The organism is Pseudomonas sp. FW305-3-2-15-E-TSA4 (genome assembly GCF_058787295.1).
The window spans coordinates 240,400-261,609 of sequence record NZ_JBYSZP010000008.1 but is presented as its reverse complement, the minus strand read 5'-3'; the positions used below and the strand labels follow the sequence as shown (position 1 = coordinate 261,609).

Here is a 21,210-nt window from a genome sequence, read left to right as displayed (position 1 = left end):
GCGTTAAGGGATTTGCACGCCCTCGACCAGCAGCATGTCGATCAGGCGAATCAGCGGCAGACCGATCAGGCTGGTTGCATCAGGCCCTTCGGTGGACTGGAACAGACTCACGCCCAACCCTTCAGCCTTGAAGCTTCCGGCGCAGTCGTAGGGCTGCTCCAGGCGCAGGTAGCGTTCAATTCGCGCCTCGTCGAGCTGACGCATGTGCACGGTAAACGGCACGCAGTCGACCTGGCAGTGGCCGGTCTGGCTGTTGAGCAGCGCCAGGCCGGTGAGGAAGGTCACGCTGGCGCCGCTGGCGGCGAGTAGTTGCTCGCGAGCCTTGTCGAAGGTGTGTGGCTTGCCGATGATCTGATCGCCGAGCACTGCGACCTGATCCGAGCCAATAATCAGATGAGCGGGATGGCTCGCGGCGAGTGCGCGGGCTTTCTGTTCGGCGAGGCGCTTGACCAGTTCGATGGCGGATTCGCCCGGTCGGTGGCTTTCGTCGATATCCGGCGAGCTGCAGACGAACGGTAGGTGCAGGCGGGCGAGCAATTCCCGGCGATAGGTCGAGCTGGAAGCAAGTAATAAAGGCAGCATTGGCGTCTCCTGAGGCAGGCGCGAATTCTAGCGGAGGCACGCAAGTGACGGACAGGGCACAATTTCCTTTGACATGGGTGGGTGCATCCCTATAATGCTGCGCCTATGTTGAATGACCCGATTCCACCTCACGTTGACCCGCGCAAATTGGCTGACCGTGGCACCACCCTTCAAGGTGAACTGCTGCTGGCCGATTTGAAGAGACTCTGCGACCCGCTTTCCGACGATGTCGGTACGGTGCAGGCCAAATTCGTTTTTGAACGAGATGAACGTAAATCTGTGGTGATCCACAGCTTTATCGACACCGAAGTCAAAATGGTTTGCCAGCGTTGTCTTGAGCTGGTCACCCTGCCGATCCACAGCGAATGCAGTTACGCTGTAGTGAAGGAGGGTGCGAATACCCAGTCGTTACCGAAAGGTTATGACGTGCTGGAACTGGGCGAAGATCCATTGGATCTGCAGTCACTGATCGAGGAGGAGCTTCTGCTCGCCTTGCCCATTGTGCCTGCTCATCATCCGGAAGAATGCCAGCAGCCGGCGGGAGCAGATGAACCCGAACCGAGCGAGGACGAGGTAACGCGGTCCAACCCGTTCAGTGTATTGGCGCAGTTAAAGCGTGACCCAAACGTTTAGGAGTTAATCAATTATGGCTGTTCAGCAGAACAAAAAATCCCGCTCTGCCCGTGACATGCGCCGTTCGCACGACGCTCTCGAGGCTAGCACCCTGTCTGTAGAAAAAACAACTGGTGAAGTTCACCTGCGTCACCACGTATCGCCAGAAGGCGTATACCGTGGCCGTAAAGTGATCGACAAGGGCGCTGACGAGTAATCACTTGTCCGCTCAAGTCATCGCGATTGACGCAATGGGCGGGGACTTCGGTCCCCGCAGCATTGTTCAGGCCAGCCTTGCTTGCCTTTCTGCTACGCCCTCGCTGCACCTGACCCTCGTCGGTCAACCCTCCCTACTTGAAGAACTGATCAACGGCCAATCGGCTGCCGATCGCGCGCGCCTGACAATTGTCCCGGCGTCTGAAGTCATCACCATGGACGAAAAGCCGACCCAGGCCTTGCGTGGCAAGCCGGACTCGTCGATGCGTGTCGCCCTTGAACTGGTGCGTGACGGCAAGGCTCAGGCCTGTGTCAGTGCCGGCAATACCGGGGCGTTGATGGCGCTGTCGCGATTTGTGCTCAAGACCTTGCCGGGGATTGATCGGCCGGCGATGGTGGCGGCGATTCCGACGCAGAAGGGTTATTGCCAGTTGCTCGACCTGGGCGCCAACGTCGATTGCAGCGCCGAGCATCTATTGCAGTTCGCGGTGATGGGCTCGGTGGCGGCGCAGACGCTGGGCATCGCCCGGCCGCGTGTCGCGTTGCTGAATATCGGCACCGAGGACATCAAGGGCAATCAGCAGGTCAAGCTGGCGGCGACCTTGTTGCAGGCGGCGCGCGGCATTAACTATATCGGTTTTGTCGAGGGCGATGGCCTGTATCGCGGCGAGGCGGATGTGGTGGTCTGTGACGGTTTTGTCGGCAATATCCTGCTCAAGTCCAGCGAGGGCCTGGCGACGATGATCGCCGCGCGCATTGAGGCCTTGTTCAGGAAAAACTTTGCTTCCCGCGTGGTAGGTGCTTTGGCCCTGCCATTGATGAAGCGCCTGCAGGCGGATCTCGCACCGGCGCGACATAACGGCGCAAGCTTCCTCGGCTTGCAGGGTATCGTGGTGAAAAGTCACGGTTCGGCCGGGGTTCAGGGTTTTCAGAGTGCGATTCAACGCGCGCTGATCGAGATTCAGGAGAACCTGCCCGAACGCCTCCACGGTCGTCTGGAGGATCTGTTGTCTTAGGCGTTTTCGTCGGACAATGCTTAAATGTGACCGCCCGGTTCAAAGGGCCATCCAACTGTCAGTTTCTTGCGTCCCCCAGTGGGGCGTCATTTTCGACGACAAGATCATTAGGGGCTTGTTACATGTCTGCTTCCCTCGCATTCGTCTTTCCAGGACAGGGTTCGCAGTCCCTCGGCATGCTGGCCGAGCTGGGCGCGGAATATCCGTTGATCCTCGAAACCTTCAAAGAAGCCTCCGCTGCTCTGGGCTATGACCTGTGGGCACTGACCCAGCAGGGCCCGGAAGAGCTGCTCAATCAAACCGACAAAACCCAACCGGCCATTCTGACCGCTTCGATCGCTCTGTGGCGTCTGTGGCTGGCTGAAGGTGGCGCGCGTCCGGCATTTGTTGCCGGTCACAGCCTGGGTGAATACAGCGCGCTGGTTGCTGCCGGCAGCCTGAGCCTGGCTGACGCGGTGAGGCTCGTTGAGCGCCGTGGACAGTTGATGCAGGAAGCCGTTCCGGCCGGGCAGGGCGGCATGGCTGCCATCCTCGGTCTGGAAGATGCCGACGTGCTGGCAGCCTGTGCCGAAGCGGCGCAGGGCGAAGTGGTCAGCGCGGTGAACTTCAACTCGCCGGGTCAGGTAGTGATTGCCGGCGCCAAGGCTGCGGTTGAACGTGCCATCGAGGGCTGCAAGGCCCGTGGCGCCAAGCGTGCCATGCCGTTGCCAGTGAGCGTGCCATCGCACTGCGAACTGATGCGTCCGGCTGCCGAGCGCTTTGCCGAATCCATCGCCGCCATCGACTGGCAGGCGCCGCAGATCCCGGTCGTACAGAACGTCAGCGCGCAAGTGCCGGCCGATCTGGAGACCCTCAAGCGTGATCTGCTCGAACAACTGTACAAGCCCGTTCGCTGGGTTGAATCGGTTCAGACCCTGGCTGCCAAGGGCGCTACCAGTCTGGTCGAGTGCGGCCCGGGCAAAGTGCTGGCCGGTCTGAACAAACGTTGCGCCGAAGGCGTTTCGACTTCCAATCTCAATACCCCAGACGCTTTCGCTGCCGCCCGTGCAGCGCTGGCCTGAATCAGGAGAAACTTGCATGAGTCTGCAAGGTAAAGTTGCACTGGTCACCGGTGCAAGCCGCGGTATCGGCCAGGCTATCGCACTGGAACTGGGTCGTCAGGGCGCCATCGTTGTTGGCACTGCGACCTCCGCCAAGGGTGCCGAGGCGATTGCTGCCACGCTCAAGGAGCACGGCATTCAAGGTACCGGCCTGGAGCTGAACGTCACCAGCGACGAATCCGTTGCCGCCGTGATCGCGAGCATTCAGGAGCAGTTCGGCGCGCCGGCGATTCTGGTCAATAATGCCGGCATCACCCGCGATAACCTGATGATGCGCATGAAAGACGATGAATGGTACGACGTGATCGATACCAACCTGAACAGTCTGTATCGCCTGTCCAAGGGCGTTTTGCGTGGCATGACCAAGGCGCGCTGGGGCCGAATTATCAGTATTGGCTCGGTGGTGGGTGCCATGGGCAACGCAGGCCAAGTAAACTATGCAGCCGCCAAGGCCGGTCTGGAAGGTTTCAGCCGTGCGATGGCGCGTGAAGTCGGTTCGCGTTCGATTACGGTCAATTCGGTAACCCCTGGGTTCATCGACACCGATATGACCCGCGAACTGCCGGAAGCACAGCGTGAAGCCTTGCAGACGCAGATTCCGCTGGGCCGTCTGGGACAAGCTCAAGAGATCGCCTCGGTGGTCGCTTTTCTTGCATCCGACGGTGCGGCATACGTCACTGGGGCTACAATCCCGGTGAACGGTGGGATGTACATGTAAGTAAAATGTGACGGATTGCTTCAAAAAAATGTCATACGAGCTGTCTAAAATCCGTTATAAAGCTGCAATCTATTTATAGGCAGAGGGCCGCAGGGTTTGAGGAGTGAAGCTTTCAGTTGAAAAGCTGAAAAGCCTTTCTATACACTTACCCGCTGGCCAGCTGCCTGAATTTGTCCATTAGGAGTGAAAACAAGGTATGAGCACCATCGAAGAGCGCGTCAAGAAAATCGTTGCCGAGCAACTGGGCGTTAAAGAAGAAGAAGTGGTCAACACTGCTTCCTTCGTTGAAGACCTGGGTGCCGACTCCCTTGACACCGTTGAGCTGGTGATGGCTCTGGAAGAGGAATTCGAGACCGAAATCCCTGACGAAGAAGCTGAGAAGATCACTACTGTACAAGCTGCAATCGACTACGTTACTAGCCACCAGGCGTAATAGTTTGTAATCGTTGTCTGCTGTCATGGAAAAACCGCACTGCCATCATGGCGTGCGGTTTTTTCTTTAGGCCTGATGCAAAGTCGTCATTTGAAAAAGGAGAGTGCTGTGTCGCGTAGACGCGTCGTAGTCACCGGTATGGGTATGTTGTCGCCACTGGGCACGGATGTGCCGAGCAGTTGGCAGGGCATTCTGGCTGGCCGCAGTGGCATTGGTCTGATCGAACACACCGACCTTTCTGCCTATTCCACCCGTTTTGGCGGCTCGGTAAAGGGCTTCAATGTCGAGGAATACCTGTCGGTCAAGGAAGCACGCAAGCTCGACCTGTTCATTCAGTACGGTCTGGCCGCGGGTTTTCAGGCTGTTCGCAACGCCGGTCTGGAAGTCACCGACGCCAACCGTGAGCGCATTGGCGTGGCCATGGGCTCGGGCATCGGCGGTCTGACCAACATCGAAGAAACCAGCCGTACCCTGCATGAGACGGGCCCGCGTCGAATTTCGCCATTCTTCGTGCCAGGCTCGATCATCAATATGATTTCCGGTTTTCTGTCCATCCACCTGGGTGCACAGGGGCCGAACTACGCCATTTCCACTGCTTGTACCACCGGTACGCACTGCATTGGCATGGCCGCGCGCAACATCATGTACGACGAAGCCGACGTAATGATCGCCGGTGGTGCCGAGATGGCCGCGTGCGGTCTGGGCATGGGCGGCTTCGGCGCGTCCCGTGCGCTGTCGACCCGCAACGACGAGCCGACTCGCGCCAGTCGTCCATGGGACAAGGGCCGTGATGGCTTCGTGCTGTCTGACGGTGCCGGTGCGCTGGTACTCGAAGAACTCGAGCACGCCAAGGCCCGTGGCGCCACGATCTACGCCGAGCTGATCGGCTTCGGCACCAGTGGCGATGCGTTCCACATGACTTCGCCGCCTGCTGATGGCGCCGGTGCAGCCCGCTGCATCACCAATGCGCTGCGCGATGCGAAGATCAACATCGACCAGGTGCAGTACATCAACGCCCACGGTACTTCGACCCCGGCCGGCGACCTTGCCGAAGCCAACGCGATCAAGACCGTGTTCGGTGATCACGCCTACAACCTGGCGGTCAGCTCCACCAAGTCCATGACCGGTCACCTGTTGGGTGCGGCGGGCGCGGTCGAGGCGATCTTCAGCGTACTGGCGATCAACAGTCAGGTGGCACCGCCGACCATCAACCTCGACGAGCCGGATGAAGGCTGCGATCTCGATTTCGTGCCGCACACTGCGCGCAACATGGACATCGACGTTGTACTGTCCAACTCGTTCGGGTTTGGCGGCACCAACGGCACATTGGCATTCCGCCGGTTCGCCGGTTGATGGACAGCTGGGTCGACGGTCAGCCGGCTGACGCTCTGTCGCTGAAAGATCGCGGCCTGGCTTATGGCGATGGGCTGTTCGAGACCATTGCCGTGCACGGCGGCCAGCCGGTATTGCTGGATCGTCACCTGACGCGTTTGGCCGAGGGCTGCTCGCGTCTGGCCATCGCCGCGGATATCGAGCGGGTTCGCAGCGAGCTACTGGCTTATGCCGCGGCAATGGGCGAGGGCGTGCTCAAGCTCATTCTCACCCGTGGTGACGGCTTGCGTGGCTACGCACCTGATCCTGCGGCGCAGGGCCGACGCATTCTGCAAGGCACCCCGCCTGCTGTTTATCCTGCCGTGCATGGCGAGCAGGGCGTGCGCCTGTTTCCCTGCGTCACGCGGTTATCCAACCAGCCGTTGCTGGCCGGTCTCAAGCACCTGAATCGTCTGGAACAAGTGCTCGCCCGCGCCGAATGGCACGATGTCGAACACGCCGAAGGCTTGATGCTCGATCAGGCCGGGCGCGTCATCGAGGGCGTGTTCAGCAACCTGTTTCTGGTGCGCGACGGCGTGCTGATCACTCCGGATCTGAAGCGCTGTGGCGTGGCCGGTGTGATGCGTGCTGAAATATTGTTTCAGGCCGAGTCATTGGCCATCCCCACTCAAATCACCGACATCAGCCTCGAACAGCTGCAATGGGCTGATGAAGTCTTTATCTGCAACAGCGTGTATGGCGTCTGGCCGGTACGCGCCTACGCTGCACTGAGCTGGCCGGTTGGCCCGCTCACCCGTAAACTGCAAACCATTGCCCGTGCGCTACTGGATGCCTGATTCGTGAGACGTAAACTCTTGCTGCTGCTGGAAACCGGACTGGTTCTGGCAGGGCTGCTGATGGGCGCCAGCGCCTGGAAAATTCATTCGGCGCTGGAACAGCCCCTGAATGTCACGCAGGAAGAACTGCTGGATGTGCCGAAGGGCTCGACGCCGACCCGTACCTTTCTTGAACTTGAAACCGATGGGGTCATCAAGGACGCCTTCTGGTTGCGCATCTACTGGCGCTTCAATCTGGCCGGCACACCGATCCATACCGGCGAATACCGCATGCAGCCGGGCATGACTGTCAACGGTCTGATCGACCTGTGGAAGCGCGGCGAAGTGGTGCAGTACAGCCTGACACTGGTCGAGGGCTGGAATTTCCACCAGGTCCGTGCCGCGCTGGCAAAAGACGAAAAGATCGAGCAGACCCTCAAGGGCTTGAGCGACAGCGAAGTGATGGAGAAAATCGGCCATCGCGGGCTGTTCCCGGAAGGGCGATTCTTCCCGGATACCTACCGCTTTGTGCGCGGTGTTTCCGACGTCGAATTGCTGAAGAAAGCCTTCGACCGCCTCGACGAGGTGTTGGCCAAGGAGTGGGAGAACCGCTCCGCTGATGCGCCGTACAGCGAGCCATATCAGGCGCTGATCATGGCCTCGCTGGTAGAGAAGGAAACCGGTGTGCCGCAGGAGCGTGGGCAGATTGCCGGCGTGTTCGTGCGTCGCATGGCGCTGGGCATGCAGTTGCAAACCGACCCGACCGTGATCTACGGCCTGGGCGATCGCTACACCGGCAAGTTGACCCGTGCTCATCTCAAGGAGCCGACGCCCTACAACACCTATGTGATCCCCGGATTGCCGCCGACGCCGATTGCCATGGTCGGTCGCGAGGCGATTCATGCCGCGCTCAATCCGGTGGAAGGTAACAGTCTGTATTTTGTCGCCCGTGGCGATGGTAGCCATGTGTTCTCCGATGATCTGGATGCGCACAACAGCGCGGTGCGCGAGTTCCAGCTCAAGCGCCGCGCCGATTACCGCTCCAGCCCGGCCCCGGCAAATACGCCGACCGCTCCGGCTACTGCGACCGAGGAGGCGACTCCTGCGGCATCTCCTGATACCGCGCCTGAAGCGCTGCCACAGGTTCCCGCTCAGGAACCCGCGCCGACGCCGGCTCCTGCTGCCGAACCCGCGACGACCGCACCGCAGAACGCGCAATGACTTTGATTAAGGACTGCCTGTGACTGGCTTGTTTATTACCCTGGAAGGCCCGGAAGGCGCCGGCAAGAGCACCAACCGCGAATACCTCGCCGAGCGCCTGCGCGCCGAAGGTGTCGAAGTAGTGCTGACCCGCGAACCCGGGGGTACGCCACTCGCCGAGCGCATTCGCGATGTGCTGCTGGCCCCGGCCGATGAAGTCATGAACCCCGATACCGAGCTGTTGCTGGTGTTCGCCGCGCGCGCCCAGCATCTGGCCGAAGTGATCCGTCCGGCGCTGGCTCGCGGCGCGGTGGTGCTGTGCGATCGTTTCACCGACTCGACTTACGCCTATCAGGGCGGAGGTCGTGGTTTGTCGCTGGAACGCATTGCTGCGCTGGAGACGTTCGTTCAGGGCGACCTGCGTCCGGATCTGACGCTGATTTTCGATCTGCCGGTGGAAATCGGCCTGGCTCGCGCCACTGCCCGTGGTCGTCTGGATCGATTTGAACTGGAAGGACGGGCGTTTTTCGAAGCGGTACGCAATGCGTTCCTCAAGCGCGCCGAGGCTGATCCGGCGCGCTATGTGCGCATCGATGCTGGTCAGTCATTGGTCAAGGTTCAGCAAGCGCTGGATACCTTGATTCCGAACTTGCTGGAGCTGATTCGTGGCTGAGGCCTATCCATGGCAGGACAGCCTCTGGCAGCAACTGGCCGGACGTAGCCAGCACGCCCACGCGTACTTGCTGCACGGCCCGGCCGGGATCGGCAAGCGCGCGTTGGCCGAGCGCCTGATGGCCAGCCTGCTCTGTCAGCGTCCTACGCCGGAAGCGTGCGGTGAGTGCAAATCCTGCCTGTTGCTCAAGGCCGGCAGCCATCCGGACAATTACATCCTTGAGCCGGAAGAAGCCGACAAGGCGATCAAGGTCGACCAGGTCCGCGATCTAGTCAGTTTCGTGGTGCAGACCGCGCAGTTGGGCGGGCGCAAGGTGGTGCTGATCGAGCCGGTGGAGTCGATGAACATCAACGCCGCCAACGCCTTGCTCAAGAGCCTCGAAGAGCCGTCCGGCGATACCGTGTTGTTGCTGGTCAGCCACCAGCCGAGCCGTTTGCTGCCGACGATCAAGAGCCGCTGTGTACAGCAGGCATGTCCGCTGCCGGGCGAGGCCATGAGCCTGCAGTGGCTGGCGCAAGCGCTGCCGGAGTGTTCCGAAGAGGAACGCGTCGAATTGCTGACGCTAGCGGCTGGTTCGCCGTTGGCGGCAGTCAGCCTGCAGTCCCAGGGCGTGCGTGAACAGCGGGCGCAGGTGGTCGAAGGGGTGAAGAAGCTGCTCAAACAGCAGCAATCGCCGACGCAACTGGCCGAAGAGTGGAAAAGCATTCCGATGCTGCGCCTGTTCGACTGGTTCTGTGACTGGTCGAGCCTGATACTGCGTTATCAACTGACCCAGGATGAAAACGGCCTCGGCCTGACCGATATGCGTAAAGTCGTGCAGTACCTGGCGCAGAAAAGCGCCCAAGGCAAAGTCCTCGATATTCAGGACTGGATTCTCGCCCAGCGGCAGAAAGTCCTGAGCAAAGCCAACCTCAACCCGGCACTGCTGCTGGAAGCGTTGTTGGTGCAATGGGCGGGATTGCCTGGTCAAAGATAAGAATGTGTACCTAGACTCTGAACATCAGCAGTGGAGGTCAACATGAATGAAGCCATCAGCCCCGGGCCGCGCAACGGCATCCTGTCCCTGACGATCAAGGACAAATCGGTGCTTTACGCCGCCTACATGCCGTTCATCAAGAACGGTGGCCTGTTCATCCCGACCAACAAGAGCTACAAGTTGGGCGACGAGGTGTTCATGCTGCTGAACTTGATGGACGAGGCGGAGAAAATTCCGGTGGCCGGCAAGGTCGCCTGGATTACCCCCAAAGGCGCGCAAGGCAATCGTGCCGCCGGTGTCGGCGTGCAATTCAACGATGGCGACAACACCGCCCGCAGTCGCATTGAAACCCATCTGGCCGGAGCACTGAAATCCGACCGTCCTACTCATACGATGTAAGTTGCAGTCTCTTTTATGCTCGTAGATTCCCATTGTCACCTTGATCGCCTCGACCTCGCCGCCCATGACGGTTCGCTGGATGCTGCACTCGATGCGGCTCGCCAGCGCGGGGTAGGGCACTTCCTGTGTATCGGCGTGAGTGCCGATAACGCCGCCGACGTCAAAGCCCTCGCCGAGCGCTACGACGACGTCGATTGCTCGGTTGGTGTGCACCCATTGGATGTGCAACCGGGCGCGGCGCCTGCACTTGACTGGCTGCTGCACGAACTCAATCACCCGAAAGTGGTGGCGATCGGTGAAACCGGTCTGGATTATCATTACGAACCTGAAGCCGCCGAGCTGCAGCAGGCATCCTTCCGCTTGCATCTGCAAGCCGCACAGCAGACCGGTAAACCGGTGATCATCCACACCCGTGGCGCCCGCGCCGATACCCTCGAGCTGCTGCGTGAAGCGGCATTGCCCCAGGCCGGTGTGCTGCATTGCTTCACCGAAGACTGGGACATGGCCAAAGCCGCGCTGGACATGGGCTACTACATTTCCCTGTCGGGCATCGTCACCTTCCGCAATGCCGACGCCCTGCGTGATGTGGCGAGCAAAGTGCCGGCCGATCGTCTGCTGGTGGAGACCGACTCGCCGTATCTGGCGCCGATCCCTTATCGCGGCAAGCCGAACCTGCCGCAGTACGTGCGTGAGGTGGCTGAGTTTCTGGCGATGCTGCGTGGGGAGAGCTACGAGCGGTTTGCCGAGCAGACCACCGAGAACTTCAAGCGCCTGTTTCCGCTGGCCTCTGTCAAATCTGCCATGTAGGTCATCGGCAAATCGCAGGCAAAAAAAACCCGGGTTCTGGGGGGTGAATCCGGGTTAAGACCATTAGGAGTAAAACAAAGGCACGCGGTCCCTTGGTACCTTTACCGGCACGGCACTTGGGGGAGATGCCGCCCGACAGTTCAAGTATTGATCAGTCTGGCGTTCAGTCCAGTTAGCCGGTCGGGGTTTTTAAACAAATTTGGAATACGTGCGCTTCAGTTGAGTTCTCATTGCACCCCTGGCGTTCGCAAAATGAACAAGAAACGCAGATATGGTCGGATGATCCGTGCATTTTTGTGCAAGTTAGGCATAATACGCGGCTTCGAATTTTGACCCCTACAGACCTTTTCTTATGCACAAAGAACCTCGTAAGGTCCGTGAGTTTCGTCGCCGCGAGCAAGAAATTCTCGATACCGCGCTCAAGCTGTTCCTCGAACAAGGTGAAGACAGTGTCACCGTCGAGATGATTGCTGATGCCGTGGGTATCGGCAAAGGCACGATCTACAAGCATTTCAAATCCAAGGCCGAGATCTATCTGCGCCTGATGCTCGATTACGAGCGTGATTTGAACGAGCTGCTGCATTCGGCCGATGTCGACAAGGACAAGGAAGCGCTGTCCCGTGCCTACTTCGAATTCCGCATGCGCGACCCGCAGCGCTACCGCCTGTTCGACCGTCTCGAAGAGAAGGTGGTAAAAGGCAATCAGGTGCCGGAAATGGTCGAGGAGCTGCACAAGATCCGTGCCTCGAACTTCGAACGCCTGACCCTGCTCATCAAAGGCCGGATCAGCGAAGGCAAGCTCGAAGACGTGCCGCCATACTTCCACTACTGCGCGTCCTGGGCGCTGGTGCACGGCGCGGTGGCGCTGTATCACTCGCCGTTCTGGAGCAATGTGCTGGAAGATCAGGAAGGTTTCTTCCAGTTCCTGATGGACATCGGCGTGCGCATGGGCAACAAGCGCAAGCGCGACCCGGAAACACCGAGCAGCTGAATCATTCAGCGGCCTTATTGCGCCATGATTTCGCTACATGACGCAGTACCGCAGGAATATACTCAGGCATAGGGCTTGCTAAAACTTGATTTGTGAGTCAAGTTTTAGCGGCTCGAAATTCTATCGCCGGAGTGATCATGATCGTTGACCGTCAAGGCAGGCGTTTTCGCAATTTGCGCATCAGCCTGACTTCAGCCTGCAATTACGCCTGTACCTACTGCGTGCCCAACGGCAAGCGGCTGGTGGCTGCGCAGGATGAACTGTCGGCCGAGGCCATGGCCCGCGGCGTGGCTTATCTGATCGAAGCCGCCGGCATCGAGCGCTTGCGCATCACCGGTGGCGAGCCGCTGGTCAGCCCCAAACTCGAATCTTTCATGAGCGCCGTCGGCAAGATGGGCCTGGAAGACATCAGCCTGACCACCAACGGTCAACTCCTGGCGAAAAAACTTCCGCTGCTGGTGGATGCCGGCCTGCGCCGGATCAACGTTTCTCTCGATACCCTGGATGCCGGTGCGTTCCGCAGCATTGCCCGTGGCGGCGATCTGGCGACCGTGCTCGATGGCATGGACCAGGCGAAAGCGGCGGGACTGAAGATCAAGGTCAACATGGTGCCGTTGCGTGGGCAGAACCTGGATCAGGTGATGCCGCTGCTCGATTACTGCCTGGAACGGGGCTATGAGTTGCGTTTCATCGAGTTGATGCGCATGGGCCACCTCGCCACCGACTCCAACGCCTTCCTGCAACAGTTCGTCAGCCTGCAGCAACTGCTGAGCCTGATCGGCGAGCGCTACGAGTACGCCCAGGCCGATGCGCCGGTGGATGCCACGGCCGTGCGCTATGCGATCCCGGGCCGCGGGCATTTCGGCGTGATCGCCAACGAAAGCGTGCCGTTCTGCAGAACCTGTTCGCGCTTGCGTCTGTCGTCGACCGGTTGGCTGCATGGCTGCCTGTCGTCGAGCAACCGCCACTATGTCGGTGATCTGCTCGACAAGCCTCGCCATCAGGCGTTGCCGGCGTTGCAGCGTCTGTTGGTCAAGGCGTTGGGCGACAAGCAGGAAGTGGCGTTCTCCGGTGGTGCGACCGTCATGAAGATTATCGGCGGCTGATCCCTCTTTTTCGCGAGCAGGCTCGCTCCCACTGGGTTTTGCGCAATCCTGTGGGAGCGAGTCTGCTCGCGAAAGCGATTCATCATTCGACGAAGATCCTGAGCTGGCGCAAAAGCTGCATCCAACGGCCATTCGCCGGTTTTCCGTCACCGGCTTCTGGAGGATGAGGATGCGTAGCCTGGTTTTGCTGCTGGCCGTTTTGGCGCTTGGCGGCTGTATGACTGTCAGCGATATGGCCGAAGGCACTCGCTATCAGATGAGCGACGCGGGGCTGCTGGATCACAGCGACAGCCGTCGGGTGAACAACTTCCGCATTCAGCCGGATTCGTTCATCTACATCGCTCAGGGCGCATTCGCACCGCCGGGTGGCTCCTATCCGCGCCCGAACGTGGTGGCAGAAGAGGCGTTCAAGGGTTTTGTCGAATACTTCCCGATGGTCCGCCGCGCCCGTGCCCCTGAAGGCCTCGATCAGGCGATGGGCGAAGCCCGCGATGCCGGCGCGCATTACCTGCTGTACACCCGCTTCGCCAAGGCTGACGACCGCATCGGCAACTCTGACGAATGGCTCGATCAGGAAGCCGTGGATCGCCTCGGCATCGACGGCGGGGTGATTCAGATCATGTTGATCGAGACCAGCACCCAGTATTTGATTGATACTGCACGGATCAAGAGTCGTGGCGGTTTACTGACGTTCCACGATAACAAGCCGGAAGACCTGATCGGCCCGCCGCTGGCGCAATACGCGCGCAGCCTGCTGGGAGTCGGCGACCAATAAACCAAGGAGTACGCCATGAGTGGACCGCAAAAAGCCAATGACCTGTTGGGGCAGATTCCCAAAACCAAAGGCCTGCCGCCGGTGCACTTGTGGAACCCGGACTTCTGCGGCGACATCGATATGCGCATCGCCCGCGACGGCACCTGGTATTACCTGGGTACGCCGATCGGGCGCAAGCCGATGGTCAAGCTGTTCTCCACCATCATCCGCCGCGACGGCGATGATTATTTCCTGATTACCCCGGTCGAAAAGGTCGGGATCAAAGTCGACGATGCGCCGTTCGTGGCGATTGCCGTTGAGGTCGAAGGCGAGGGCGAGGCGCAGGTCCTGCGTTTCACCACCAACGTTGAAGAGACCGCCGAAGCCGGGGCGGAGCATCCGCTCCGCGTCGAGATCAACCCAATAACCCAGGAACCTGCGCCTTACGTGCATGTGCGCACCAACCTCGAAGCGTTGATTCACCGCAATGTGTTTTACCAACTGGTGGAACTGGCGGTCAGTCGCGAAATCGACGGGCAGCGCTGGTTGGGCGTATGGAGTGGCGGCGAGTTCTTCCGGATCGGCCTCGAACCTTAAACACAATCCCCCTGTAGGAGTGAGCCTGCTCGCGATAGCGGTGGATCAGTCACTGTTGCTGGTGACTGACACACCGCTATCGCGAGCAGGCTCACTCCTACAGGGGTTTTATTTTTCAGTAGAAAATCCCGATTGACTGTTAATCATATGATCATTAGCGTGGACACCCATCGCCAACTGCTTTGAGGTCTCCATGTCCAGCAGCTTTCATGCATCAACGGTCGATTGGCTGGGCAGCTGGATTGCCGCTGGCCAGGTCAAACCGGGGCAGGCGATCAAGGTCGAGGCGGATCTGGGCGAGCAGTTAGGTGTCAGCCGCACGGTGATTCGCGAAGCGATCAAGACCCTGGTCGCCAAAGGCATGCTCGAAGTCGGGCCTAAGGTTGGCACTCGCGTGTTACCGGTACGGCGCTGGAACCTGTTCGATCCGCAAGTCGTCGGCTGGCTCTCACGCAACGGCCTGCCGGAAAACTTTGTTGATGACCTGCTCGACTTGCGCCGCACCATCGAACCGATGGCCGTGCGCTGGGCCTGCGAGCGCGCCAGCCTGGAGCAGATTCACGCGGTGCAACTGGCCTACAACGCGCTGGAACGGGCGGTCGACAGCGGCGTTGATTACAACCGTGCCGACCAGTCCTTCCACGAATGCATTCTGGCGGCCAGCCACAACCAGTTCATCGAGCAAATGGTCCCGGCCCTCGGCGCCTTGCTCGCCGTGTCGTTTGAAGTCTCCGCTGCCGACCCCGATGAACTGCGTCGCACCTTGCCGATCCACAAAGACATGGCCGACGCCATCGCCGCCCGTGACTCCGCGCGCGGCGTGTGGGCCTGCATGACCCTGATTGACAATGCCGACCTGGCAATCAAACGCTTTTACCCACAGGTGATGGCCGACAAAAAAGCCAGTTGAAAACACAAATCCCCCTGTAGGAGTGAGCCTGCTCGCGATGGCGGTGGGTCAGTCACAATCGTCGTCACTGACCCACCGCTATCGCGAGCAGGCTCACTCCTACAGTTAAAACAACAACATGAAGGATTCGATATGCCGTTGACCGCCGTAACCCAACACCGCGCCAGGCTCGGTGAAGGGCCATTCTGGGACGCCCCGACCCAGGCGCTGTACTGGGTCGATATCGCCGGCAAGCAGGCGCTGCGGCTGATCGGCAACAATGTGCAGATCTGGCAGATGCCCGAGCACGTTTCCGCGTTCATACCCTGTGCGAGCGGCGATGCGCTGGTGACCCTGAGCAGCGGCGTGTACCGCCTGGACCTCGATTCCCCGGGCCTCGAACCACGCCTTACGCTGTTCTGCATTGCCGACCCGCAACCCGGCAATCGACCCAACGAAGCACGCTGCGACGCCCAAGGCCGACTGTGGCTCGGCACCATGCAGAACAACATCGGTGACAACGGCGAAGACCTGCCGATCGAGCGTCGTTCCGGTGGCTTGTTTCGCATTGATCCCGACCAGCGTGTCACGCCATTGCTGCTCGGTCTCGGCATTCCCAACACACTGCTGTGGAGTGATGCCGGCACCACGCTGCTGTTCGGCGACAGCCTCGACGGGGCGCTCAATCGCTATTTTATTCACACCGACGGCAATCTGGATAACGCCGAGATCTGGTATGGCCCTGACCAGAATGGTGGCCCGGACGGATCGGCAGTCGACGCCGAGGGTTATGTCTGGAACGCCCGTTGGGACGGCAGTTGCCTGCTGCGCCTTACGCCGGACGGCAAGGTCGACCGTAAAATCGATCTGCCTGTCAGCCGTCCAACCAGTTGCGTATTCGGCGGCGAAGACCTGAAAACCCTGTACATCACCAGCGCCCAGAGTCCGCACAACCATCCACTGGATGGCGCAGTCCTGTCGATGAGGGTCGATGTGCCGGGCAAACTCTGCACACGCTTCGCTGGCTAAATCCCAAAATATGGGATGCAAAATTATATATTGAGATTATTTGTCGGTCGGGTTTATAGTCGGCTCCAGCAGTAACACGCACTCACACTTAAAAAGAACAAAACAGGTGAAGTGATGCAGCGAACCTCTATCGCACTCCTCAGCGGAGCCAGCGTCTCGCAACGGCCCGGCGTCGCTCGCCGCGCCTGCCTGTTTCGTTTTCACAGTCTTCCAGACCGGACATCGACAGATGCCCGGTTTTTTTGTGCTGACGAACAGGAGTCCTGATCCATGGCTGAACCTCTTTCCTTGCCGCCGGTGCCCGCGCCGCCGAAGGGTGAGCGTCTGAAAAACAAAGTGGTGCTGCTGACTGGCGCGGCCCAAGGCATCGGCGAAGCCATTGTTGCCACGTTCGCCTCGCAGCAGGCCAGACTGGTGATCAGCGATATTCAGGCAGAGAAGGTCGAGAAGGTTGCCGCCCAGTGGCGCGACAAGGGCTACGACGTGCAGGCGATCAAGGCTGACGTCTCGCGCCAGCAAGACCTGCATGCCATGGCCAAACTGGCGGTTGAGTTGCACGGGCGCATCGACGTGCTGGTCAACTGCGCCGGGGTCAACGTGTTCCGCGACCCGCTGCAAATGACCGAAGAAGACTGGCGTCGTTGCTTCGCCATCGATCTGGACGGCGCCTGGTACGGTTGCAAAGCCGTGCTGCCGCAGATGATCGAGCAGGGTGTCGGCAGCATCATCAACATCGCCTCGACCCATTCCAGCCACATCATTCCCGGCTGTTTCCCGTACCCGGTAGCCAAGCACGGCCTGCTTGGGCTGACCCGAGCGCTGGGCATCGAATATGCGGCGAAGGGCGTTCGGGTCAACGCCATCGCCCCGGGGTACATCGAGACGCAACTCAACGTCGATTACTGGAACGGTTTTGCCGATCCGCACGCCGAGCGTCAGCGAGCCTTCGATCTGCACCCGCCGAAACGCATCGGCCAGCCGCTCGAAGTGGCGATGACCGCCGTGTTTCTGGCCAGTGATGAAGCGCCGTTCATCAACGCCTCGTGCATCACCATCGATGGTGGGCGCTCGGTGATGTACCACGACTGAGTGGATCGTGTTTCAGGCGGTGAACTCCGCGTGAAATCCAATCATCATACGATATGACTATTTTTGTCCTACATTGCAAAACCAGGCTTTAACGCTTTTCAAATAACGCTCAAAAAAAATAACAAGGAGTCAGCTTATGAAACGTCGTTTCGGGATTCGTACCCTGTGCAGTGCCGCCCTGGCGGTCACCGCGTTCAGTCTGAGCAGTACGCTGCTGGCTGCCGATGCCGTGAAAATCGGTTTCCTGGTCAAACAGGCTGAAGAGCCATGGTTCCAGACCGAGTGGGCTTTTGCTGAAAAAGCCGCCAAGGATAAAGGCTTCGAACTGATCAAGATCGCCGTGCCAGACGGCGAGAAAACCCTCTCGGCCATCGACAGCCTCGCGGCCAACGGCGCCAAAGGCTTCGTGATCTGCCCGCCGGACGTCTCGCTCGGCCCGGCGATCATGGCCAAAGCCAAACTCAATGACCTGAAAGTGATTGCCGTGGACGATCGTTTCGTCGACGCCAACGGCAAGTTCATGGAGGACGTGCCGTACCTCGGCATGGCCGCGTTCGAAGTCGGCCAGAAGCAGGGCAACGCGATGGTCGCCGAAGCGAAGAAGCGCAACTGGGACTGGAAAGACACCTACGCGGTGGTCAACACCTACAACGAACTCGACACCGGCAAGAAGCGCACCGATGGTTCGATGAAGGCGCTCGAAGACGCCGGCCTGCCGAAAGACCACATCCTGACCGCCGCGCTGAAAACCCTCGACGTGCCGGGCAGCATGGACGCCACCAACTCGGCGCTGGTCAAGCTGCCCAGTGCGGCGAAGAACCTGATCATCGGCGGCATGAACGACAACACCGTACTCGGCGGCGTCCGCGCCACCGAAGCCGCCGGGTTCGCTGCGGCCAATGTGATTGGCATCGGCATCAACGGCACCGACGCCATCGGCGAGCTGAAAAAGCCCAACAGCGGTTTCTTCGGTTCGATGCTGCCAAGCCCGCACATCGAAGGCTACAAGACTGCCGAGATGATGTACGAGTGGGTCACCACCGGCAAAGAACCGCCGAAGTACACAGCGATGGACGACGTCACCCTGATCACCCGTGAGAACTTCAAGCAAGAGCTGGAAAAAATCGGCCTGTGGAATTGATGGCTGCTCGATCGGTGTGAAGAGGTGACTCAGATGCACGCGCAAGTACAGACACACTCAAGCAGCGCCGGCGGCAGCCTGCGCTTCAACGGGATCGGCAAGACCTTCCCCGGGGTCAAGGCGCTGGACGCCATCAGCTTCGTCGCCCATCCAGGGCAGGTGCACGCCTTGATGGGCGAGAACGGCGCCGGCAAATCGACCCTGCTGAAAATCCTCGGTGGCGCCTACATTCCGAGCAGCGGCGAGTTGCAGATCGGCGAGCAGACCATGGCGTTCAAGTCGACCGCCGACAGCATCGGCAGCGGCGTCGCGGTGATTCACCAGGAGCTGCATCTGGTGCCGGAAATGAGCGTGGCCGAGAACCTTTTTCTCGGTCATCTGCCGGCCAGTTTCGGCCTGATCAATCGTGGCGTCCTGCGCCAGAATGCCCTGGCCTGCCTCAAGGGCCTGGCCGATGAAATCGATCCGCAGACCAAGGTCGGGCGCCTGTCGCTCGGTCAGCGGCAACTGGTGGAAATCGCCAAGGCGCTGTCCCGTGGCGCGCATGTGATCGCCTTCGATGAGCCGACCAGCAGCCTCTCGGCGCGCGAAATCGACCGTTTGATGGCGATCATCAGTCGCCTGCGCGATGAGGGCAAAGTGGTGCTCTACGTCTCGCATCGCATGGAAGAAGTGTTCCGCATTTGCGACGCGGTGACGGTGTTCAAGGACGGCCGTTACGTGCGCACCTTCGATGACATGAGCCAGTTGACCCACGATCAACTGGTGACCTGCATGGTCGGCCGCGACATTCAGGACATCTACGATTACCGCAGTCGTCCACGCGGCGCGGTGGCGCTGAAGGTCGACGGTTTGCTCGGCCCGGGGCTGCGTGAGCCGGTGAGTTTCGAGGCGCACAAGGGCGAGATTCTCGGGCTGTTCGGCCTGGTCGGGGCCGGGCGCACCGAGCTGTTCCGCTTGCTCAGCGGGCTTGAACGCAACACCGCCGGACGCCTCGAATTGCGCGGGCATGAATTGAAGTTGCGCTCGCCGCGTGACGCGATTGCCGCCGGGATCCTGCTGTGCCCCGAGGACCGGAAAAAAGAGGGGATCATCCCGCTGGCCAGCGTTGCCGAGAACATCAACATCAGCGCGCGCGGTGCCAATGCCAGCCTCGGCTGCCTGCTGCGCGGGCTGTGGGAGAAGGGCAACGCTGACAAGCAGATCAAGGCGCTGAAAGTCAAAACCCCGCACGCCGGTCAGCAGATCAAATTCCTGTCCGGCGGCAATCAGCAGAAGGCGATTCTCGGTCGCTGGCTGTCGATGCCGATGAAGGTTCTGCTGCTCGATGAGCCGACTCGCGGCATCGACATCGGCGCCAAGGCCGAGATTTACCAGATCATCCATAACCTGGCCGCCGACGGCATTTCGGTGATCGTGGTGTCCAGCGACCTCATGGAGGTGATGGGCATTTCCGATCGCATTCTGGTGCTCTGCGAAGGCGCGCTGCGCGGCGAAGTCAGCCGCGCCCAGGCCAATGAATCCAACCTGCTGCAACTGGCTTTGCCGCGCCATCGCGCTGACGGCGTGGCGAACTGAGAGGTGACTATGATGACCATCCAAAACAAGGCGCTGCCGACTCCCCGCAAACCGCTGGACCTGCGGCGCTTCCTCGACGACTGGGTCATGCTGCTGGCGGCGATCGGTATCTTCGTCGCCTGCACTCTGCTGATCGATAACTTCCTCTCGCCGCTGAACATGCGCGGGCTGGGTCTGGCGATTTCCACCACCGGGATTGCCGCGTGCACCATGCTGTATTGCCTGGCGTCAGGTCACTTCGACTTGTCGGTGGGCTCGGTGATCGCCTGCGCGGGGGTCGTTGCTGCGGTGGTGATGCGCGACACCAACAGCGTGTTCCTCGGCGTCAGCGCAGCGCTGGTGATGGGCCTGATTGTCGGGCTGATCAACGGCATCGTGATCGCCAAGTTGCGGGTCAACGCGCTGATCACCACGCTGGCGACCATGCAGATCGTTCGCGGTCTGGCCTACATTTTTGCCAACGGCAAAGCGGTGGGCGTGTCGCAGGAATCGTTCTTCGTCTTCGGCAACGGCCAGTTGTTCGGCGTGCCGGTGCCGATCCTGATCACCATCGTCTGCTTCCTGTTCTTCGGCTGGCTGCTGAACTACACCACCTACGGGCGCAACACCATGGCCATCGGCGGCAACCAGGAAGCGGCGTTGCTCGCCGGGGTTAACGTTGACCGGACCAAGATCATCATCTTTGCCGTGCACGGCGTGATCGGTGCGCTGGCCGGGGTGATTCTGGCGTCGCGCATGACCTCCGGGCAGCCGATGATCGGCCAGGGTTTCGAGCTGACGGTGATTTCGGCGTGTGTGCTCGGCGGCGTGTCGCTGAGCGGCGGGATCGGCATGATCCGCCACGTGATTGCCGGGGTGCTGATTCTGGCGATCATCGAGAACGCGATGAACCTGAAGAACATTGATACGTTTTATCAGTATGTGATTCGTGGTTCGATTCTGTTGCTGGCCGTCGTCATCGACCGCCTCAAACAACGGTAAACCGCACTCCCATGTAGGAGTGAGCCTGCTCGCGATAGCGTCCTTTCAGTCACATCGTTGCTGGATGTGCCGACGTCATCGCGAGCAGGCTCACTCCTACAGTAGATCGCGCCGTTCTCCCGCCTCTCGTCACCTTCCCCAAATATTCCTTGCCCGTCTGCGCCGGTTTCGGGTAT

General features: G+C 60.1%; 24 protein-coding genes. 23 read left to right on the top strand and 1 reads right to left on the bottom strand.

Features of this window, described 5'->3' with window-relative positions; translation table 11 throughout:
• Positions 1 to 3: 3 nt before the first annotated feature.
• A complete protein-coding gene (locus AC3WMV_RS13820; RefSeq protein ID WP_097088450.1) occupies positions 4 to 582 on the bottom strand; it encodes a Maf family protein in 579 nt (192 codons plus the stop codon).
• A gap of 105 nt (positions 583 to 687) precedes the next feature.
• On the opposite strand from AC3WMV_RS13820, the gene AC3WMV_RS13815 reads away from it, so the two are divergent.
• The 23 genes from AC3WMV_RS13815 to araH all read left to right on the top strand — a co-directional run bounded on the left by AC3WMV_RS13815 (position 688) and on the right by araH (position 21,034).
• Positions 688 to 1,215, top strand: coding sequence for a YceD family protein (locus AC3WMV_RS13815; protein ID WP_003204262.1), 528 nt, complete (start codon positions 688 to 690; stop codon positions 1,213 to 1,215).
• A 13-nt stretch (positions 1,216 to 1,228) separates the two neighbouring features.
• A complete protein-coding gene (rpmF, locus tag AC3WMV_RS13810) occupies positions 1,229 to 1,411 on the top strand; it encodes a 50S ribosomal protein L32 (RefSeq protein ID WP_003179396.1) in 183 nt (60 codons plus the stop codon).
• A 4-nt stretch (positions 1,412 to 1,415) separates the two neighbouring features.
• Positions 1,416 to 2,426: a phosphate acyltransferase PlsX gene (plsX, locus tag AC3WMV_RS13805; RefSeq protein ID WP_080963300.1), complete on the top strand. Its 1,011-nt coding sequence runs from the start codon at positions 1,416 to 1,418 to the stop codon at positions 2,424 to 2,426.
• A 122-nt stretch (positions 2,427 to 2,548) separates the two neighbouring features.
• Positions 2,549 to 3,487, top strand: coding sequence for an ACP S-malonyltransferase (gene fabD / locus AC3WMV_RS13800; protein ID WP_103369221.1), 939 nt, complete (start codon positions 2,549 to 2,551; stop codon positions 3,485 to 3,487).
• A 16-nt stretch (positions 3,488 to 3,503) separates the two neighbouring features.
• A complete protein-coding gene (gene fabG / locus AC3WMV_RS13795) occupies positions 3,504 to 4,244 on the top strand; it encodes a 3-oxoacyl-ACP reductase FabG (RefSeq protein WP_027612356.1) in 741 nt (246 codons plus the stop codon).
• Positions 4,245 to 4,440: 196 nt separating this feature from the next.
• Positions 4,441 to 4,677, top strand: a complete 237-nt coding sequence (acpP, locus tag AC3WMV_RS13790) for an acyl carrier protein (protein WP_003175607.1) — start codon at positions 4,441 to 4,443, stop codon at positions 4,675 to 4,677.
• Positions 4,678 to 4,785: 108 nt separating this feature from the next.
• Positions 4,786 to 6,030 carry a beta-ketoacyl-ACP synthase II gene (gene fabF, locus AC3WMV_RS13785; RefSeq protein ID WP_003227039.1) on the top strand — a complete coding sequence of 415 codons (1,245 nt, stop codon included), beginning with the start codon at positions 4,786 to 4,788 and terminating at the stop codon, positions 6,028 to 6,030.
• Positions 6,030 to 6,845 (top strand): aminodeoxychorismate lyase, encoded by an 816-nt coding sequence (gene pabC / locus AC3WMV_RS13780; protein WP_103369220.1) that lies wholly within the window; start codon positions 6,030 to 6,032, stop codon positions 6,843 to 6,845. The genes fabF and pabC overlap by 1 nt, the downstream gene beginning before the upstream one ends.
• 3 nt (positions 6,846 to 6,848) lie before the next feature.
• Positions 6,849 to 8,045: an endolytic transglycosylase MltG gene (gene mltG / locus AC3WMV_RS13775; RefSeq protein WP_103369219.1), complete on the top strand. Its 1,197-nt coding sequence runs from the start codon at positions 6,849 to 6,851 to the stop codon at positions 8,043 to 8,045.
• A gap of 19 nt (positions 8,046 to 8,064) precedes the next feature.
• Positions 8,065 to 8,697 carry a dTMP kinase gene (gene tmk / locus AC3WMV_RS13770; protein ID WP_103369218.1) on the top strand — a complete coding sequence of 211 codons (633 nt, stop codon included), beginning with the start codon at positions 8,065 to 8,067 and terminating at the stop codon, positions 8,695 to 8,697.
• Positions 8,690 to 9,673 carry a DNA polymerase III subunit delta' gene (locus AC3WMV_RS13765; RefSeq protein ID WP_103369217.1) on the top strand — a complete coding sequence of 328 codons (984 nt, stop codon included), beginning with the start codon at positions 8,690 to 8,692 and terminating at the stop codon, positions 9,671 to 9,673. Before tmk ends, AC3WMV_RS13765 begins: the two co-directional genes overlap by 8 nt.
• A gap of 42 nt (positions 9,674 to 9,715) precedes the next feature.
• A complete protein-coding gene (locus AC3WMV_RS13760; RefSeq protein WP_007967607.1) occupies positions 9,716 to 10,072 on the top strand; it encodes a PilZ domain-containing protein in 357 nt (118 codons plus the stop codon).
• Between the two features lie 15 nt (positions 10,073 to 10,087).
• Complete coding sequence (locus AC3WMV_RS13755; RefSeq protein WP_103369216.1) at positions 10,088 to 10,879, top strand: TatD family hydrolase; 792 nt, start codon at positions 10,088 to 10,090, stop codon at positions 10,877 to 10,879.
• A 352-nt stretch (positions 10,880 to 11,231) separates the two neighbouring features.
• Positions 11,232 to 11,870, top strand: a complete 639-nt coding sequence (locus AC3WMV_RS13750; RefSeq protein WP_007950805.1) for a TetR/AcrR family transcriptional regulator — start codon at positions 11,232 to 11,234, stop codon at positions 11,868 to 11,870.
• A gap of 137 nt (positions 11,871 to 12,007) precedes the next feature.
• Positions 12,008 to 12,976: a GTP 3',8-cyclase MoaA gene (locus AC3WMV_RS13745; protein WP_098965014.1), complete on the top strand. Its 969-nt coding sequence runs from the start codon at positions 12,008 to 12,010 to the stop codon at positions 12,974 to 12,976.
• A 169-nt stretch (positions 12,977 to 13,145) separates the two neighbouring features.
• The gene (locus tag AC3WMV_RS13740; RefSeq protein ID WP_007967613.1) at positions 13,146 to 13,751 is read left to right on the top strand and encodes a DUF4823 domain-containing protein; all 606 of its coding nucleotides are present in this window, start codon (positions 13,146 to 13,148) and stop codon (positions 13,749 to 13,751) included.
• 15 nt (positions 13,752 to 13,766) lie between these two features.
• Positions 13,767 to 14,327, top strand: coding sequence for a DUF1285 domain-containing protein (locus AC3WMV_RS13735; RefSeq protein WP_103369215.1), 561 nt, complete (start codon positions 13,767 to 13,769; stop codon positions 14,325 to 14,327).
• Between the two features lie 193 nt (positions 14,328 to 14,520).
• Positions 14,521 to 15,237, top strand: a complete 717-nt coding sequence (locus tag AC3WMV_RS13730) for a FadR/GntR family transcriptional regulator (RefSeq protein WP_103369845.1) — start codon at positions 14,521 to 14,523, stop codon at positions 15,235 to 15,237.
• 132 nt (positions 15,238 to 15,369) lie between these two features.
• Positions 15,370 to 16,245 (top strand): SMP-30/gluconolactonase/LRE family protein, encoded by an 876-nt coding sequence (locus AC3WMV_RS13725; protein WP_103369237.1) that lies wholly within the window; start codon positions 15,370 to 15,372, stop codon positions 16,243 to 16,245.
• A gap of 270 nt (positions 16,246 to 16,515) precedes the next feature.
• Positions 16,516 to 17,334 (top strand): SDR family oxidoreductase, encoded by an 819-nt coding sequence (locus AC3WMV_RS13720; protein WP_096794887.1) that lies wholly within the window; start codon positions 16,516 to 16,518, stop codon positions 17,332 to 17,334.
• Positions 17,335 to 17,470: 136 nt separating this feature from the next.
• Complete coding sequence (locus AC3WMV_RS13715) at positions 17,471 to 18,475, top strand: substrate-binding domain-containing protein (protein WP_027612369.1); 1,005 nt, start codon at positions 17,471 to 17,473, stop codon at positions 18,473 to 18,475.
• A gap of 33 nt (positions 18,476 to 18,508) precedes the next feature.
• Entirely contained in the window at positions 18,509 to 20,053 is a 1,545-nt protein-coding gene (gene araG, locus AC3WMV_RS13710) for an L-arabinose ABC transporter ATP-binding protein AraG (RefSeq protein ID WP_103369238.1), read from the top strand.
• 12 nt (positions 20,054 to 20,065) lie between these two features.
• Positions 20,066 to 21,034, top strand: a complete 969-nt coding sequence (araH, locus tag AC3WMV_RS13705; RefSeq protein WP_027612371.1) for an L-arabinose ABC transporter permease AraH — start codon at positions 20,066 to 20,068, stop codon at positions 21,032 to 21,034.
• Positions 21,035 to 21,210: the final 176 nt, after the last annotated feature.

What these genes read in the sequence shown, in the direction of transcription:
- araG (WP_103369238.1), top strand. Translation starts at nt 18,509, where the DNA reads ATGCACGCGCAAGTACAGACACACTCAAGCAGCGCCGGCGGCAGCCTG.
- AC3WMV_RS13815 (WP_003204262.1), top strand. Translation starts at nt 688, where the DNA reads ATGTTGAATGACCCGATTCCACCTCACGTTGACCCGCGCAAATTGGCT.
- acpP (WP_003175607.1), top strand. Translation starts at nt 4,441, where the DNA reads ATGAGCACCATCGAAGAGCGCGTCAAGAAAATCGTTGCCGAGCAACTG.
- fabD (WP_103369221.1), top strand. Translation starts at nt 2,549, where the DNA reads ATGTCTGCTTCCCTCGCATTCGTCTTTCCAGGACAGGGTTCGCAGTCC.
- AC3WMV_RS13760 (WP_007967607.1), top strand. Translation starts at nt 9,716, where the DNA reads ATGAATGAAGCCATCAGCCCCGGGCCGCGCAACGGCATCCTGTCCCTG.
- pabC (WP_103369220.1), top strand. Translation starts at nt 6,030, where the DNA reads ATGGACAGCTGGGTCGACGGTCAGCCGGCTGACGCTCTGTCGCTGAAA.
- AC3WMV_RS13750 (WP_007950805.1), top strand. Translation starts at nt 11,232, where the DNA reads ATGCACAAAGAACCTCGTAAGGTCCGTGAGTTTCGTCGCCGCGAGCAA.
- AC3WMV_RS13720 (WP_096794887.1), top strand. Translation starts at nt 16,516, where the DNA reads ATGGCTGAACCTCTTTCCTTGCCGCCGGTGCCCGCGCCGCCGAAGGGT.
- AC3WMV_RS13740 (WP_007967613.1), top strand. Translation starts at nt 13,146, where the DNA reads ATGCGTAGCCTGGTTTTGCTGCTGGCCGTTTTGGCGCTTGGCGGCTGT.
- AC3WMV_RS13715 (WP_027612369.1), top strand. Translation starts at nt 17,471, where the DNA reads ATGAAACGTCGTTTCGGGATTCGTACCCTGTGCAGTGCCGCCCTGGCG.
- araH (WP_027612371.1), top strand. Translation starts at nt 20,066, where the DNA reads ATGACCATCCAAAACAAGGCGCTGCCGACTCCCCGCAAACCGCTGGAC.
- rpmF (WP_003179396.1), top strand. Translation starts at nt 1,229, where the DNA reads ATGGCTGTTCAGCAGAACAAAAAATCCCGCTCTGCCCGTGACATGCGC.
- AC3WMV_RS13730 (WP_103369845.1), top strand. Translation starts at nt 14,521, where the DNA reads ATGTCCAGCAGCTTTCATGCATCAACGGTCGATTGGCTGGGCAGCTGG.
- AC3WMV_RS13735 (WP_103369215.1), top strand. Translation starts at nt 13,767, where the DNA reads ATGAGTGGACCGCAAAAAGCCAATGACCTGTTGGGGCAGATTCCCAAA.
- fabG (WP_027612356.1), top strand. Translation starts at nt 3,504, where the DNA reads ATGAGTCTGCAAGGTAAAGTTGCACTGGTCACCGGTGCAAGCCGCGGT.
- AC3WMV_RS13725 (WP_103369237.1), top strand. Translation starts at nt 15,370, where the DNA reads ATGCCGTTGACCGCCGTAACCCAACACCGCGCCAGGCTCGGTGAAGGG.
- AC3WMV_RS13755 (WP_103369216.1), top strand. Translation starts at nt 10,088, where the DNA reads ATGCTCGTAGATTCCCATTGTCACCTTGATCGCCTCGACCTCGCCGCC.
- AC3WMV_RS13820 (WP_097088450.1), bottom strand. Translation starts at nt 582, where the DNA reads ATGCTGCCTTTATTACTTGCTTCCAGCTCGACCTATCGCCGGGAATTG.
- AC3WMV_RS13745 (WP_098965014.1), top strand. Translation starts at nt 12,008, where the DNA reads ATGATCGTTGACCGTCAAGGCAGGCGTTTTCGCAATTTGCGCATCAGC.